Origin of the sequence: Paraflavitalea soli (assembly GCF_003555545.1) — a bacterium.
In the GTDB taxonomy this organism is placed as follows: Bacteria; Bacteroidota; Bacteroidia; order Chitinophagales; family Chitinophagaceae; genus Paraflavitalea; species Paraflavitalea soli.
In genome coordinates, this window is sequence record NZ_CP032157.1 from 787,547 (window position 1) to 803,749 (window position 16,203).

At 48.1% G+C, this 16,203-nt stretch carries 15 protein-coding genes; 11 read left to right on the forward strand and 4 right to left on the reverse strand.

The window, feature by feature from the left end; all coding sequences use genetic code 11:
* The first annotated feature begins 39 nt into the window (after nucleotides 1–39).
* The 6 genes from D3H65_RS02985 (at nucleotide 40) to D3H65_RS03010 (ending at nucleotide 9,170) form a co-directional block, all read left to right on the forward strand.
* Nucleotides 40–1,122 (forward strand): phosphotransferase enzyme family protein, encoded by a 1,083-nt coding sequence (locus tag D3H65_RS02985; RefSeq protein WP_119048833.1) that lies wholly within the window; start codon nucleotides 40–42, stop codon nucleotides 1,120–1,122.
* Between the two features lie 216 nt (nucleotides 1,123–1,338).
* A complete protein-coding gene (locus D3H65_RS02990) occupies nucleotides 1,339–4,494 on the forward strand; it encodes a glycoside hydrolase family 2 TIM barrel-domain containing protein (RefSeq protein WP_119048834.1) in 3,156 nt (1,051 codons plus the stop codon).
* A gap of 116 nt (nucleotides 4,495–4,610) precedes the next feature.
* Complete coding sequence (locus tag D3H65_RS02995; RefSeq protein ID WP_162915378.1) at nucleotides 4,611–5,930, forward strand: DUF3472 domain-containing protein; 1,320 nt, start codon at nucleotides 4,611–4,613, stop codon at nucleotides 5,928–5,930.
* Between the two features lie 69 nt (nucleotides 5,931–5,999).
* Nucleotides 6,000–6,635, forward strand: coding sequence for a carbohydrate-binding family 9-like protein (locus tag D3H65_RS03000; RefSeq protein ID WP_119048836.1), 636 nt, complete (start codon nucleotides 6,000–6,002; stop codon nucleotides 6,633–6,635).
* Between the two features lie 29 nt (nucleotides 6,636–6,664).
* Nucleotides 6,665–7,699 carry a LacI family DNA-binding transcriptional regulator gene (locus D3H65_RS03005; protein WP_119048837.1) on the forward strand — a complete coding sequence of 345 codons (1,035 nt, stop codon included), beginning with the start codon at nucleotides 6,665–6,667 and terminating at the stop codon, nucleotides 7,697–7,699.
* A gap of 124 nt (nucleotides 7,700–7,823) precedes the next feature.
* Nucleotides 7,824–9,170 (forward strand): Gfo/Idh/MocA family protein, encoded by a 1,347-nt coding sequence (locus D3H65_RS03010; protein WP_119048838.1) that lies wholly within the window; start codon nucleotides 7,824–7,826, stop codon nucleotides 9,168–9,170.
* 92 nt (nucleotides 9,171–9,262) lie between these two features.
* Here D3H65_RS03010 and D3H65_RS03015 read toward each other — a convergent pair whose 3' ends face one another.
* From D3H65_RS03015 to D3H65_RS03025, 3 genes are all read right to left on the reverse strand, one after another.
* Nucleotides 9,263–10,114, reverse strand: coding sequence for an NAD(P)-dependent oxidoreductase (locus tag D3H65_RS03015; RefSeq protein WP_119048839.1), 852 nt, complete (start codon nucleotides 10,112–10,114; stop codon nucleotides 9,263–9,265).
* Between the two features lie 148 nt (nucleotides 10,115–10,262).
* On the reverse strand, nucleotides 10,263–10,820 hold the full coding sequence (locus D3H65_RS03020; RefSeq protein ID WP_162915379.1) for a dihydrofolate reductase family protein: 558 nt from the start codon (nucleotides 10,818–10,820) through the stop codon (nucleotides 10,263–10,265).
* A gap of 67 nt (nucleotides 10,821–10,887) precedes the next feature.
* Nucleotides 10,888–11,673 (reverse strand): AraC family transcriptional regulator, encoded by a 786-nt coding sequence (locus tag D3H65_RS03025; protein ID WP_119048841.1) that lies wholly within the window; start codon nucleotides 11,671–11,673, stop codon nucleotides 10,888–10,890.
* A 134-nt stretch (nucleotides 11,674–11,807) separates the two neighbouring features.
* Here D3H65_RS03025 and D3H65_RS03030 point away from each other — a divergent pair, with 134 nt between their 5' ends.
* From D3H65_RS03030 to D3H65_RS03045, 4 genes are all read left to right on the forward strand, one after another.
* Complete coding sequence (locus D3H65_RS03030) at nucleotides 11,808–12,461, forward strand: DUF4919 domain-containing protein (protein WP_162915380.1); 654 nt, start codon at nucleotides 11,808–11,810, stop codon at nucleotides 12,459–12,461.
* A gap of 86 nt (nucleotides 12,462–12,547) precedes the next feature.
* The gene (locus tag D3H65_RS03035; protein ID WP_119048843.1) at nucleotides 12,548–13,300 is read left to right on the forward strand and encodes a hypothetical protein; all 753 of its coding nucleotides are present in this window, start codon (nucleotides 12,548–12,550) and stop codon (nucleotides 13,298–13,300) included.
* Nucleotides 13,301–13,456: 156 nt separating this feature from the next.
* A complete protein-coding gene (locus tag D3H65_RS03040) occupies nucleotides 13,457–13,789 on the forward strand; it encodes a YegP family protein (RefSeq protein WP_119048844.1) in 333 nt (110 codons plus the stop codon).
* A 301-nt stretch (nucleotides 13,790–14,090) separates the two neighbouring features.
* The gene (locus D3H65_RS03045) at nucleotides 14,091–14,297 is read left to right on the forward strand and encodes a hypothetical protein (protein ID WP_162915381.1); all 207 of its coding nucleotides are present in this window, start codon (nucleotides 14,091–14,093) and stop codon (nucleotides 14,295–14,297) included.
* A 75-nt stretch (nucleotides 14,298–14,372) separates the two neighbouring features.
* On the opposite strand, the gene D3H65_RS03050 is transcribed toward D3H65_RS03045, so the two are convergent.
* Nucleotides 14,373–14,945: an HdeD family acid-resistance protein gene (locus D3H65_RS03050; RefSeq protein WP_119048846.1), complete on the reverse strand. Its 573-nt coding sequence runs from the start codon at nucleotides 14,943–14,945 to the stop codon at nucleotides 14,373–14,375.
* A 220-nt stretch (nucleotides 14,946–15,165) separates the two neighbouring features.
* Here D3H65_RS03050 and D3H65_RS03055 point away from each other — a divergent pair, with 220 nt between their 5' ends.
* The gene (locus D3H65_RS03055) at nucleotides 15,166–16,152 is read left to right on the forward strand and encodes a M43 family zinc metalloprotease (RefSeq protein ID WP_119048847.1); all 987 of its coding nucleotides are present in this window, start codon (nucleotides 15,166–15,168) and stop codon (nucleotides 16,150–16,152) included.
* Nucleotides 16,153–16,203: the final 51 nt, after the last annotated feature.

Consider the following 16,203-nt stretch of genomic DNA (forward strand, 5'->3'; position numbering starts at 1 on the left):
TTTTATGCTTTTACAGAATCAAAGAGCAGCATTAACCTTATGTTTAAGAATATTCTGGCAGCGTATGGCCTGGAGATTGGTGATGTCTTTATGCAGGAGTTTGGCATAGGCCTTATCAATAAAACCTGGAAAGTAGAGAAAAGTGACCGCACAGCTTCCTATATCCTTCAAAGGATCAACCACTCTATATTTAAGCGCCCGGATGATATAGCCTTCAATGTGTCCTATATTGCGCGCTTCCTCCAACAGCACCACCCGGACTACTTGTTTATTACACCCCTGACTACGGTGGATGGAAAAGAGTTGTATTATGATGAACAGCATGGGTATTTCAGGCTGGCCCCCTTTCTCGAAAATTCCTGTACGATCAATACGGTCAATACGCCGAGGCAGGCTTTTGAAGCAGCCCGCCAGTTTGGCCAGTTCACCAGTTTGTGTTCGCGGCTTGACCCGGCAAAACTGAAGATCACGATCCCTGATTTTCACAACCTGCCTTTCCGCTACCAGCAGTTCCGGGAAGCCCTGGAGCAGGGGAATAAAGACCGACGGTCTGAAACGCAGGACCTGATCGGTTTTTTACAGGCGCATGCGGGTATTATGACTACCTATACCGATATCCTGCAAAACCGGTCCTTTGGCATACGGGTTACCCACCACGATACCAAGATCAGCAATGTATTGTTTGATGCTGTGGACAATGGCCTTTGTGTGATTGACCTCGATACGCTGATGCCGGGCTATTTTATCAGCGATGTGGGGGATATGATGCGTACTTACCTGTGCCCGGTCAACGAAGAAGAAACGGACATGAGCAGTATTGGCGTGCGGGAAGATTATTTCCAGTCGATCGTTACGGGATATTTGTCGGCCATGAAGCCCTTGCTCAGCCGCGATGAAAAACATCATTTTGTGTATGCGGGTAAATTCATGATCTATATGCAGGCCCTGCGGTTTTTGACGGATTACCTCAACAACGATGTGTATTATGGCGCCCGCTATGAACGCCACAATGTGGTGCGTGCCGAAAACCAGGTAGTACTCTTACAAAAGTTGCTCGACAAAGAACCCATACTCAACGGCATCGTCACCGACGCCTTGTACACCACTGTTCCTGGCATGTAAATGTCAGGCTGAGCTTGTCGAAGCCGTCTAATGCAGCCTGTCGAAGCCTTTAACCGCGAAGCGGTTATTCTGTGCAAATCCGTGATATCTGTGAGAGACTTTCCACGCAACCGATTGTCACAACCGATTGTGCGAAATTGTGTTCGTTCCAAGCAACCTGCTCCTGTAATAGCTACCTTTAACCAGGTATTTTTTCACCGTTTTTTATATCGAACAATGAAACTGACCCTAACCGGATTGTGTTTAACGGCGCCCTTGTTGATCCTGGCCCAAACGCTTCCTTCTGAATTATTATCTCCCGAGATCACAGCCGTAAACCGGCTCCCGATGAAGGCTGCTGCTTTTGCCTATGAGAACAGGCAGCTGGCCACGGGTGGTGAAAAAGCTCAATCGACTTATTTTCTTTCCCTCAATGGTCTTTGGAAGTTCAATTGGGTACAGGACCCCACACAACGGCCTGCCAACTTTTACCGCAAGGATTTCAATGATGCGCAATGGACCAATTTTAAGGTGCCGGCCAATTGGGAAGTGAATGGCTATGGACTACCCATTTATGTGAACCAGCCGTATGAATTTGCAGGCCGTCAGAAAACAGGCCGCAACCTGCAAGCTCCTTTTGATATTCCTGAACACAACAACCCGGTGGGTTCTTACCGCAAGAAATTTATCCTGCCGGCGGGTTGGAACGGCCGCCAGGTATTCATTCACCTGGGTGCTGTAAAATCAGCTTTCTTCATTTGGGTGAACGGCGAGAAAGTAGGGTATAGTGAAGACAGTAAACTGGCGGCAGAATTTGATATTACCCGCTATGTGCAGGAAGGGGAAAACCTGGTAGCGCTGGAGGTATACCGCTGGAGTGATGGCTCTTACCTCGAGTGCCAGGACATGTGGCGCATTTCAGGTATTGAAAGAGACGTATATGTGTATTCAACGCCCAGGCTGGATCTCGTAGATTATAAAGTTACTGCCGACCTCAGCAACAACTATACGACCGGCGAGCTGTCCATCGATGCTACGATCAACAGCTATAAAATAGACAAAAGAACTTTGCATAGTAAACCAGATACCTTTTCTGTTGAGATTGAATTGGTAGACCGGCAGGGAAATAAAGTATTAGAAGAAACAACCAAAGGCGTACAGACAGTATTGGGCAATTACCGGTCTGCCGTTCATTTTCAACGGCAGCTGCCAGGGGTTCATACCTGGTCCGCAGAAACCCCTTATCTCTACACATTATACTTCACCTTAAAAGACAAAGACGGAAAGGTATTGCAGGTAGTGCCGCAGCGTGTGGGATTCCGCAACATTAAGATCGTGGACCGCAATTTCCTGGTCAACGGCAAACGGGTATTCCTGAAAGGGGTGAACAGGCATGAACACAATGCCACGCAAGGCCACACGCTGACGCATGGGGATATGGAAAAAGACATGGAGATGATGAAAAAACTCAATGTCAATGCCGTGCGTCATTCTCATTATCCGCCCGATCCCTACTGGATGGAACTTTGTGATCAATACGGGCTTTATGTAATAGATGAGGCCAATATCGAATCGCATGGCAGGTATTATGACCTGGAGACGACGTTCGCCAATGACCGGCTTTGGTTAAAAGCGCATATGGACAGGATACTGCGCATGTATGAGCGCGACAAGAACCATCCTGCAGTCGTTACCTGGTCGCTGGGCAATGAAGCGGGCAATGGTACGAATATGTATGAAGCCTATGACTGGCTCAAGAAAAACGATACCCGTCCGGTGCAGTATGAGCGTGCCGAGCGCGATTACAATACCGATATGATCGTGCCGCAGTACCCGGCGCCCAATTCTCTCGAAAGGTATTCCCAACGCAATCCCGACCGCCTGATGATCATGAGCGAATACGCCCACATCATGGGCAATAGCCTGGGCAACTTCAAAGAGTACTGGGATAAGATCGAAACGAATCCTTACCAGCAGGGAGGATTCATCTGGGAATGGATCGATCAGTCTATCGATACCGTTAAGAATGGCAAGCGGATCATGGCTTATGGCGGTGATTTCCCCCTGAGTGGTCCGGTAGATGAAAACTTCAGCGACAATGATTTTTGTGTGAAAGGAGTGGTAACGGCCTACCGTGGACTAACGCCCATGGCTGTTGAAGTAAAGAAAGTGTACCAGCACATCAAGACGAGCTGGAAGGGCAATAACCAGGTTACTGTGCGCAATGGGTATTTCTTCAGGAACCTGGATAATATACAATTGAACTGGGAGCTGCTGCAGGACGGACAACCTGTATCCAAGGGTGTGATCGCCGCATTGAACCTGGCGCCCCAGGATTCTGCTATCTTGACCATCCCGGTAAAAACGACATTTACGAAAGACCATGAATATTTCCTGAACATCACGTATACCATGAAGGAAGGGGAACCTTTCCTGGAGAAAGGGTATGCTATCGCCGCCGAACAATTTATGGTGGGTGAGAAAACAACATCGGTAGTCCCGGCTGTTGGTAAAAGCGGCTCATTGCAGGTGGTTGAAAATGGTAAACAATTAACGCTACAAGGAAAAGACTTTACGATCGGCTTTGACCTGGAGAAAGGCTTGCTCAGTGGGTACACGCTCAAGGGGCAACAATTGTTGCAGCAGGGACCGCAGCCCGCTTTCTGGAGAGCGCCTACGGACAATGATATTGGCGCGGGTTACAACCATTCCCTGCGCAATTGGCGCAATGCCTATGAGCAGGGTACTGCATTGACGGTAGCTTCCCGGAAGATCGCCGAAGGCTATGAAGTAGTCTTCACCAAAAAGATCATGAATGGGGATGCGGTGGCGGAACAAACATTTACCATTTATGGTGATGGTGTGGTGAAAGTAGAGAACCGTTTCAAAGCAGTCGGCGGCAAGCACAAGATATGGTACCGTGTGGGCAACGACCTGCAGGTAAACCAGCAATTCAACAAGATCAAATTCTATGGACGTGGGCCCTGGGAGAATTACTGGGACCGCAAAACAGCTTCGCCCGTGGGGATCTATGCACAGTCGGTGGATGAGCAGTATTTCCCGTATGCGCGTCCGCAGGAAAGTGGCAACAAATCGGATGTGCGCTGGGTAAGCCTCACGAACCAGCAAGGCAAAGGCCTGCGCGTGGAGATGGCCGATAGCCTGCTCAATTTCGCTGCCCTGCCATATAGCCTCGATGATCTTGATCCGGGAGCAGACAAAAAACAATACCATTCCGGTGAACTGGTGAAGCGGAAGGAGATCTATATGCACATCGACCTGCAGCAAAGTGGACTGCAGGGTATTGACAGCTGGGGATCACAGCCACTGGAACAATACAGGATACCGTACAAGGATCACCAGTACAGCTATTGGATAAAACCTATTCGCTAAACCATTGTCAGGGTGAGCCGCCCTTCAAGGGCGACCCACCCTGACAATGACGACACACCCTTCAAGGGCGACCCACCCTTCAAGGGCGAACCACCCTGGGTTAAACTAAAATGATTATGAAACAGTTTATCTTATTACCGGCACTCATAGGCACCCTCGCGGTGGTATTGCCGGCTTTTCATACAGCGCCGGAGGTACCCGGCAGGCATACTACACCTGCTGAAACGATCATACTGCCACTGGGCGGCAATACCTGGGTGCAGGGGGCTACGGAAAAGAGACGGCTGCTCACCGCCAATGGTATTGAGAACTGGAACAACAAAGACATATCCTTTACGACGTATGTGCGCATCAATACGCCCGGTACCATGCAGGTGAAGCTAAAAGGCAAAGCCAGCCAGCCGAGCCAGCTCATCATGACGATTGCCGGCAATAAGAAGACCCTCACGCTTAGCGCAGCGGGTGCCCAGTGGACGAATGCAGGGGAGTGGATCTTGAAAGACACTGGTTATATCGCTATTCAATTGGCAGCAGCCGGTAAGGTAGACGACCGGGTGATCAATATCAGTGATTATGAACTGAGCGGTACGGCCATCAATAGTGCTACTGCTTTTGTGAAAAACAATGAAGGTAATTTCTTTTATTGGGGTCGTCGTGGCCCTTCGGTGCATCTGAACTATGCTTTTGCCGATAGCATCCAGGCCGAATGGTTTTACAATGAGATCACCGTACCTGCCAGTCAGGATGTGATCGGTTCTTACTATATGGCCAACGGATTTGGCGAAGGTTACTTTGGCATCCAGGTCAACTCTGCTACGGAAAGAAGGATACTTTTTTCTGTATGGAGCCCCTTTTCCACGGATGATCCCAAAAGCATTCCCGAAGACCAGCGCATCACGATGCTGAAAAAAGGCGCCGAGGTACATGCCGGTGAATTTGGTAATGAAGGCTCGGGCGGACAAAGTTACCTGCGCTTTCCCTGGAAAGCGGGGCTTACGTATGGTTTCCTGCTGAGGGGTGTGCCCGATGGCAACAACAATACGACCTATACTGCTTATTTCCATGACCCGGAGCAAGGCAAATGGCTGTTGATCGCTTCCTTCAAAAGACCCAAGACGAACAAACACCTCACCCGTTTCCATTCTTTCCTGGAGAACTTCAATCCTGATCAGGGTAACCTCGAAAGAAGGGTATTGTTTGGCAACCAGTGGATACGGGATGTGAAAGGTAACTGGATCGCCCTCAAAACGGCTGGCTTTACTTATGATAATACGGCTGCCAAAGGCTACCGGAAAGATTATGCGGGTGGTGTGGAAGGCAATCGTTTTTATCTGAAGAACTGCGGTTTCTTCAATCAAAGCACACCTTATAGAAGTTCTTTCACCCGCACAGGTGATAACAAGGCGCCGGTGATCGACTTTGATAAGCTGCCATAGCGTAAGGGTGGGTCGCCCTCCGGGGGCGGCTCACCCTGTAGTTCAACCTAAATAGAAAAACAACCAACTATGAAGCAATTAACGGTTCCACACCTTTCAATCAAAGATCCGCAGGATATGCAGGAACTGGATCGGCTGTTGAATGCCCTGCCCAGGCAGTTAATTGCGGAAGTTCCCTGGCAGGACTATCCTTACAAGCCTGCTGTTGAGTTTGTGATCGGTTATCATGAAAGCTACCTTTTCCTTAAATATTTTGTAGCAGAAAAGGCCATCCGTGCGGTGGCCAACCAGGTCAATGGCAAGGTGTGGGAAGATAGTTGTGTGGAGTTCTTCATCAGCTTTGACGATGTGGCCTATTACAACCTGGAGTTCAATTGTATTGGCACCAGCCTGATAGGGTTTGGGCCTTCTAAATCGGAGCGCAATATGCTGCCGGCGCCCATTGTTGAGCAAATCGTTACACATACAGCCATCACGCGGCAGCCAGCTAAGAAATTGGTGCAGTGGGAACTTACGATCGCTATTCCCGTCACCAGTTTTATACATCACCAGCCACTTACCTTATCCGGCCGGCAATGCCGGGCTAATTTTTATAAATGCGGGGACCAGTTGCCCGAGCCTCATTTTGTAAGCTGGCGTGTTGTCGACTCGGCAACGCCCAATTTTCATGTGCCGGCCAGCTTTGGGAGCCTGCGTTTTGAATAGCTATTGGTCACGTTCTTAAATATGTACTCATGGATAACAAATTGCCTACCGTTAAAGAGATTGCCCGCCGGCTCAACGTGTCTGTATCTACCGTTTCCAGGGCCTTGAGCGATCATCCGCGTATTGGTCTTCGTACGAAAACGAAGGTGCAGGAACTGGCTAAGGAAATGAACTATGAGCCCAACGCCAAAGCCATTTTCTTCAAGCAACGGAAATCTTTCATTGTAGGCGTTATCCTGCCTTATATCCGCGAAGAGTTCTTCTCCGAAGCCATCAGCGGTATTGAAGCCGCAGCAATGGAACATGAGTACACCATCCTGTTTGGACAAAGCTACGACAACCCCGAGCGGGAAAAGCAGGTGGTAGATACCATGAAGAAGCAACGGGTGGATGGCCTTATCATTTCCCTGTCCAAGCAAACCAATAAATACGAGCACCTCCAGGCATTAGACAAATACGATATACCGGTTGTCTATTTTGATCGGGTGCCTGCCATCGAGAATGTGCACAAAGTATATTGCGACCTGTACCAGGGGACTACGGAAATGGTGAACTGGCTGTTCAACCGGGGGTATCGCCGGGTTGCGTTCATCAATGGTCCTGAGAAGTTACAGGCCAGCAAAGAAAGATTGAAAGGGTACCTGGAAGGTGTGACCAGGCAAAAGCTCAAGATCGATATGCAGATGGTAGAAACTACGGATCTGTCCAAAGAAAGCACCCACCAGGCTATGAAGAAACTGCTGTCGCTGAAGAACAGGCCGCATGCCATTGTTACCTTCAATGATTATGTGCACATGGATGCGGTACAATATGCAGAACAGCATAATGTACAGATCAATAAAGACATTGCATTTGTAAGTTATGCCAACCTGCCTATAACCAGTTATACAGCCTTTCCGCCACTGGCTTCCATTGAACAATATCCTTATGGGCAAGGCAAGAAAGCCATGGAACTGATGATCAGGATCCTCCAGGAGAAATCTGCCGGAACTACTGTTCCCGATACGCACCATACTGAAAAGGTAATGCCTACACTCGTAATGCACCATCCTGTAGCGAGGTAAGCGGGATGGCCATTTTGCGCTACCGGTTGCACACAGGAAAACAACGGGAGATGCTTAATATTGGTCATTGAGCAAGTGTATGCTCATGGCAACAGATTGAAACAACCCAAACATATTATTCTCCATGAACAGAAAAGAGTTTGTTAGAAATACCAGCCTGGCAGCCGCTGCCCTGGTAATGCCGGGCAAGAGCCTGTTTGCCGGCAAGTCCGATACCAAAGTTAAAATAGGTGTTATCGGTGTAGGCCTTCGTGGTCAGGGTCACCTGAGCCTGTTGCTGAAAAGAGAAGATGTTGAGGTGGTAGCGATCTGTGATGTGGATGATAAGATGCTTGGCTGGTCGAAAGACATGATCACGAAAAGCGGCAGGAAGATGCCGGAAGTCTTTACAGGCGATCCTTATGCCTGGAAGAAACTGGTAGAAAAGAAGGGGCTGGAGGCGGTAGTGATCGCTACACCCTGGGAATGGCACAAGCCCATGATCATCGGTGCGCTGGAAGCCGGCATTAAATACGTAGGTACTGAAGTATGCCTGGGCATTACGCTGGCCGATCATTGGGAGGTTGTGAAAGCTGCTGAAAAATACCAGGCGCACGTAATGATGATGGAGAATGTTTGTTACCGCCGTGATGTAATGGCGGTGCTCAATATGGTGCGGCAGGGATTGTTTGGTGAAATGGTGCACCTGCAGGGCGGATACCAGCATGATCTGCGTGCTGTGAAGTTCAACAGTGCTACCGGGGCCAAAGGCGTGGAATTTGGTGAGAACGCATTTTCAGAAGCGAAGTGGCGTACCAACCACTCGGTGCACCGCAATGGAGACCTGTATCCTACGCATGGTGTAGGGCCGCTGGCGCATTGTATCAATATCAACCGGGGCAATCGTTTCTTAACACTCAATTCCTTTTCTACGAAGACAAGGGGATTGCACAACTATATTGTGAAGGAAGGCGGAGCGACGCATCCCAATGCGAAAGTAAATTTCAAACTGGGGGATGTGGTTACCACGCATATTTCCTGTGCCAATGGGGAAACGATCCTCCTGCAGCATGATACCAATTTGCCCCGGCCTTATTCTCTTGGCTTCCGGGTGCAGGGCACGGAAGGCTTGTGGATGGATGTAAACAGGAGCATCTACATTGAAGGAAAATCGGCCAAAGGTCACCAGTGGGACGATCAGAAAACCTGGCTCGACAAATATGATCACCCGCTGTGGGCTAAGTACAGCAATTCGGCAGAAGGTGCGGGGCATGGCGGTATGGACTTTTTTGTGGTGAATTCCTTTGTCGAGTCTGTGAAGCGCAAAGTGGCTACCCCGATGGATGTGTATGATGCAGCTGCTTGGAGTGCGATCACTCCATTGAGTGAACAATCCATCGAGCTGGGCAATGAAACGGTAGAGTTTCCCGACTTTACCGGTGGCCAGTGGATGTACCGCAAACCGGTGTTTGCTTTAGATGATCAGTATTAACCATTCAATACCCTTTCTTATTTTTCCGTATCCTGTAATGGGTTACAAAGCAAGACAGCCTTCCGGGGCTGTTTTTTGCTTTGTAATACGTTTTATGAAATGCTATCCTTCCCGATCACCGTCCAGTCGTCATTACCATGCCCCTTGGCGATCCACCGGTCCATTTCCGCAGCAATGGCGGGTACAATGGCCAGTTGGGTGCCGCCTTTGGCCGCGCTGTCTAAAAACAACTGCGTGTCTTTGCGCGCCATACTCAATTCCCAGGAAGGTTTGTCATACGTGCCGGCTGTCATTCTCTTCAACCGGGCAGGCAGCATAGCGCCGGGGTTCCACAGGTCAAACAAGGCCGCTATATCACTAACGGGAATATTCAGTGCTTTGGCAAGCGTAAGCGTATCTGCCAGTCCTGCTGTAAACGTTACCAGGAAGCAGTTGCCCATCAGCTTCATACCGGCAGCTTTCCCTTCTTCAGCACCCAGATTGATGAGTTTACCTGTCATGGCCGACAGGGTAGGGGTCAGCTTCCCGATCACTGTCTGGTCGCCCGATACCAGCATGTACCCGGTACTTTCCAATGCATTGGGAGGCCCCATGAACACCGGTGCATGTAAATAGGTATATCCTTTTTCTTTCCAGGCCTGCGTGCGTTGTATGGCCCCTTCTGCAGAAGTAGTGGTATGGTCAATAATAACAACGCCGGGTGCGAAGCCCGGTGCAGCCAGGTTCAGCACATCATTCACCGAGGCATCATCCTTCAGCGTGATGTGAATGATGTCGGCGCCTTTCACAGCATCGGCTACGTTGGCAAATGCCTTTGCCCCATCTGCTTCCAGTGCAGTGGCTTTGGCAGCTGTTCTGTTCCATACATTGACTTGTTCCCCTTTCCTGATCAATGCCCGTACAAAATTGGACCCCAACAGGCCCATACCTATAAATGCTCTCATAGTAATTACTTTTTATAAAGGTATTAAAATATTGCACGGCAATTACTCAGTGCCCATCCGGCATCCCTTGCTGAAGTATCCGTATAATGCAATACTTGGCTCGTTTTGACTGGGTGATTTCCTGCATCCCCTTCCTTTTCTTATATGCTTACGCAGCCTGCACTGGCTTATAACTCACCGCCAGCACACCTTTCTCCAGGGATTGTACATTCACCAACTCAAAGCTGCTATTCATGTCTTCAAATAACCGGCCACCGGAAGTACCCATAATATGCGGGTTGATCAACAGTTTCAGTTCATCTACCAATCCTGCTTGTAATAATGTCTTCACCAGCATGGTACTGCCCTGCACCAGTATATTGCCGCTGGTTGCTTTTTTGAGGGCGGCTATTTCCTGTATTATGTTTTGCTTAATGATGGTGGTGTTCTCCCACTTTGCTTCTTCCAGATGAGCGGACGCTACATATTTCTTCACCTTGTTGAGTTTCTCTGCTACGCCCATTTCATTGTTTTGCATCATAGACCAGTAGCCATGTAACATTTCATAAGTAATACGGCCATACAGCATGGCATCACAGTCATGTATAATATCCTGTATATACTTTCCCCGGCTATCACTGTGGTAAGGATTAAACCATTGCTCCATAGAGCTGGCATCAACAACTCCATCTAAAGACATCCATTCGCTAACGATTAATTTTTTCATGGTAATAATATTTACCACAAAAATGGAGCAGGTTGCCTGGACGGAATAGAACAAACCCGTCAACAGATTAGAATTTAGGATTATATGGAGCCATTTGGGCCAGGTATTCTTTGGGTGTAAGCCCGGTGAACTCTTTAAACGTGCGGATAAAGTGACTTTGGTCGGCGAAGCCATGATCGTAGGCGAGATCGCTGAGCTTGCTAAACCCGTATTGGTTTAATTGCTGGAAAGCAGCATTGAACTGGCATACCCGGCTGAACAGTTTGGGTGCGATGCCTACATGCGCTTCAAACAATCGCTGGAAAGTTCTTTCCGATATATGCAGGTCCTGCCGTATCCTGATCAATGCATCGGGCGAATGATCCTTAATGATCTCTTGCGTGGCAAATACGATCTTCCTGTCGGTGGTACTGTCATGCGATAATTGAAGTATAAAACGCTCCAGCAACTGCAGGCGTTCTGTGAGGGAAGGCAGGTTTAACAGTTGCTCTTCCAAAGAAAATGCATTTGCCTGTTGCAGGAGCGCCAGGTCCATATGAGCGTCCGTCAGTTCCTGGGCAGCAATGCCAAACAAAGCTTTCAATGCATAAGGATAGAAAAAGCAGGCGATCATCGTAAAATCGCCGCGGAGCGACAAAGCATCAGGTTTGATCAGTTGTCCGTACAAGGTAAGGTGGCCAATACTTTGGTCTTGCTTCAGGGCGGGCACCGTTTGAAAAACAAGGGTGGGAGCCCCATTGGCAAAGAGGGGCAACACAAAATCGGGATGGATGTGGCGGTCGTTCTCAATGACCAGGATATGGCTTACATACCGGCTGACGGCTGGAGAGGGTATGATAAACTGCGTTTTCACAATACAATTTATTCATTTTAATGGGAATGTGCAGTGTGCGTTTTTCTATCCGGGGTCAACAGAAATCCAGGCATTTCATTGCCAATTCTGACCGGTATACCGTAGATTTAAGCACCTTTTCAACCCTGACCATTATGACAAAGACCACTTTATGCCTGATTCTTTCCCTGTTGACGGCCTTCTGTACTTACGCGCAAACCACTCCTGTTGTGGAACTGCCAGCTTTTAATGACGAATATTCGGCCCTGGTAAAGCAACTGGAGGCAGGACAAACGGATATTGATTACAGAGCCTTCCGGGAAAAGTTTATCGAAAGTGAGCAGTTCAAAATAGCTTCCAAAAGAAGTAAGGAGTATGACAGCTTAAAAAAGGAAATGTATACGCAAATGGGCAAAAGAAATGCTCCTGAAGTGATCAAAATAACAAAGCAAATGCTGAGCATCAACTATACCAGTATGATTGCGCACAAAATACTCCGTCAAACTTATAGTATCATTGGCGATACCAGTAACGCTGCCAGGTATAAGGCCATCCAATTTGGCTTGTTGAATTCAATAGTAAATAATGGCGATGGGAATACCTGCACCACGGCCTGGCCGGTAGTCCAGATAGAAGAAGAGTACTTCATCTTACAAATGCTGGGAGCGGATGTTTTAAAGCAAAGCACGGACACAAAGGGCGGCCATTGTGATAAAATGGAAGTAAAGACCGAAGAAGGCGAGAAAAAGACCTATTATTTCGGGATCAGCAAAATATTCGAAGGGTACAAAAAATTGATGTCGAAATAAGCATGGCTTAATTGCTTTTTTACAGCATTGATTAGTGCTTAACCCTTTATCTGCGTTGTTCACTCACCATACTAGCCTCGATCACCATGCACTTTAACTTTCACGAACGGTACAAAGACTATTCAACCCCCGAATTAAAAAAGATACTGGCCCAGGCCGGCGATTACCAGCCCGCGGCCGTGGAAGCTGTTACGGCTATCCTCAACGAAAGAGAACAGCTGCCTGAGTCGGCCATAGAGGATAATCCGGAGGTGGAAACCTACGGGGACACCGGTGGTGGAACAAAAGTGGCCGGGCGTCAACCCTGGACAGATAAGATAGCCCTTTTGCTAAAGCCGGTGCTGCAGCCGGTACAAGGTATACAACCCAACAGATGGCTTAATGTGTTGATGATCCTGCTCACGTTAAGATTGATATGGTTAGCCTACGGCGCTTTCAGGTTATGCTTTCTGTTGATAGGGTGTGAGGATTGTGAGATCGACAGGTATTTTTGGCTGGCCCTGTTAAATGCCCCCTTTGTAGGATTGGTGTTATTCCTATTATTGAAACAAAGAGCCCTGGGATGGATACTGCTTTGCTGCGAATGTGTTTTTATGATCACCAATGGCTTAAGCCAGGTCTATTACTATTTTAAAAAGAACGATCCTTTCGATGCAGGTCTGTGGGAATTATGGTTATTCCTTCCCTTGATTATTAGGTTGATCCTGGTCATTTATTTATGCCGGCCAGATGTGGCCGGTATATTTGGTATCACCCCGGAGCGTAAGAAAAAAGTAATTACGATCACTGCCGGCCTCACCTTGTTATACATGCTGGAGCAGGAAATATTGCATGGTTGATCGGTTGGTGGTGAATTCCTGCTAATAATTCCGCTTTCGCTTGCCTGTATGGTAGAATTATATAAATTTGGAATTGCCCCCTGCTCATTTACCGTGTGAAGTATTTACCTCATATGCCAGCCATATGACATTCCTTCATTTTAAAACTCCATCATCATGGGTAAATTTGTAATCTCACAAAGGTCCAATGGCGAATTCCAGTTTGTATTGAAAGCCGGCAATACCGAACCAATACTAACCAGCGAAGGTTATACTGCCAAAGCCAGCTGCACGAATGGTATTGAATCGGTACGTACCAATTCTCAGGACGATAGCAGGTATGACAAGAAGACTTCTTCCAACAACAAATTCTATTTTAACCTCAAGGCCGCGAACGGGCAGATCATTGGTACCAGTCAAATGTATGAAAGTGCATCAGGCAGGGACAATGGGATTGCATCCGTGAAAAGCAACGCGCCCGGGGCCACCATAGAGGATACAACAGTTTAGCAATTGTTGAATCATATTAACTAAAACAGGCTTCATTTGTGAACAACACAAGGGCCTGTTTTTTTTATTGGTAGCATCCGCTGCTATGACCTCCTGGTACGTGCTTCTCTATTCGGTTGTCTGTTCCGGTGACTAATTGTATAATATTGAGCAACTTGCTCCCTTTATTTACCCCCTGCTATGTTTTTGGGATCGATAATTTTATTATATTTAATCATCCATTTGATTTCCCCTCCATCCTTCCAGTCACTGGCTAAAGGCGGATTACCGGATTGGCAAGATCAATTTGTCGATGGTGGGTATGGTGGACTTTGCCAGTTGGAGGGATAATCCGGATCCTAATAAAGACAATAAACTGCGTACCGCCTGGGGATATATTCCGGCAGTGGAGTATTTCCCTTTTAAGGACCTCAACCTGAAATTCTTTGTGAGCTTTGTAGGCCGGGTATACCGGTATACAGATATGCCAGGAGCAGGTTCGGCTCCACCAACAGCACTACTGGCGTGATCTCGCTGGGCCTTATTTCACCCTTGCACATACTGTAAACCGGCAACCGAAGGCTGGGGGAGGGTTTCTGCCTGATCAACGGGTGGCAGAAGGGTAATGCTTTTGTGTTGCCTCTTTATGCCTTCGTCTGAGCCGCATGGCAAAGGAGAGAAGGATAAATCCGAAGATCAGGGCATAGAACCCAAATATCAGGGTAATGGTTATAGCGCCGGCAATGGGGTTGAGTATGATAAGGATGCCGAATGCAATGCCCAGTATGCCGGCCAATATATACCAGCCTTCGCCGGTGATCACTTTGCGCAGGCGGATGGAGACCACAATTTCGAGGAGACCTACTACAATGGCCCAGAATGCCACGAGGTAGAGCAGGGCAGCGCCGGTTACAAAGGGGTTCATAAAAGTAACTATACCGGCCAGTATGCTCAGTATGCCGATGGTGAGTACCCAGCCCCAATACTCCATTGTTTTCCGGCCACTGATGGCTGTTATTACGGAAAAGATGCCATCTACCAACATATAGGCGCCCAGGAAGATGACCAGGGTCGTAAATGTAACACCGGGAATCAGCAAAGCGATGATGCCCAGAATGATTGCAAACAGGCCCCTGAGCAGGAAGATCCACCAATACTGTGTGAAGAGCGGCGTCATAATGAATAGTTTTATGTTAGAGATATAATGCCATTGGCTTGTCCGTTGCAGGAACAGGGGTAGTGGTAGCAGTAAAGGGGGACTTGGTTGGAATAGCGGCAGTCGCAGTAATTCAGTGCAGGCGATAATACTTAAAGTTAATAAAATATATAATACGGTTAATGGCGTGCAGCGTTTTAAATCATTGCCTGGTCATGTTATGTTTTTATAACCTCCTGTCATGCCCCAACTCTACTGTTCCCGCTTTTATAAAATATCCCTTACACTATTACTTAGTTATGCTGTGTGGGGATGCAGAAAGCCTCATCATGAGCCCGGGCCGCCTCCCATCACCTCGATCCCTGAAGACGAGATCGTACATATACCAGTTGTTGTGCATGTGTTGTACAACAAAGCAAGCTTTAATATTTCCGACGAGAAGATACAAACGCAGTTAAGGGTATTGAATGAGGACTTCCGGAAAAAGAATGCGGATCTGTCTAAAACACCGGCTGAGTTTGCTGGCCTGACAGCCGATGCCGGGATCGAATTTGTACTGGCTACCAAGGACCCGAATGGCAACCCTACCAATGGTATCATCAGGGTGTTGACCCAGGTAGATGGATGGAATGGCAATAATCCTTCGGGTAGCATACCAATAGCAGATCTAACGCTTTTTCATACAGCCCAGGGAGGCAGCGATGCCTGGCCTTCGGATCACTACCTGAATATATGGGTGGCTGAAATGTCAGACCGCAACGGTGCAATGGGCCTGGCAGGTTATTCCAGTTATCCCGGCGCAGATGCGCAGGTGGATGGGGTGGTCATTGATCCGCGTGCTTTTGGCACCCTGGTGCCTTTGAGCCCGGGCCATCTACTGGGCCGCACGGCCACGCATGAAATAGGTCATTGGCTCAACCTGCTGCATATATTTGGCGAATCAGATAATTGCACTTCTACTGATTTTGTTGATGATACGCCCAGCACAGCTACCCGCTACCTGGGCATCCCTGTCTATCCCCAGTTCTCCTGCGGGCACAGCAATATGTTCATGAACTTTATGGATTATGTGGATGATGAAGCCATGTACCTGTTTACCAAAGGCCAGCGGGAACGTATGCGCAAAACCTTTGCCACGGGCGGCGGCAGGAACAAGTTTTACCTGAATGTAAGTGAGAAATCAATGGATAAGGCAAATGGCCCTAATTCGCCTTTTCAGACTCCTTAGGACCATTTGTAAACAGTGCTTAGCTGCTGTGGTTTTGTTCCTGTCTTTATA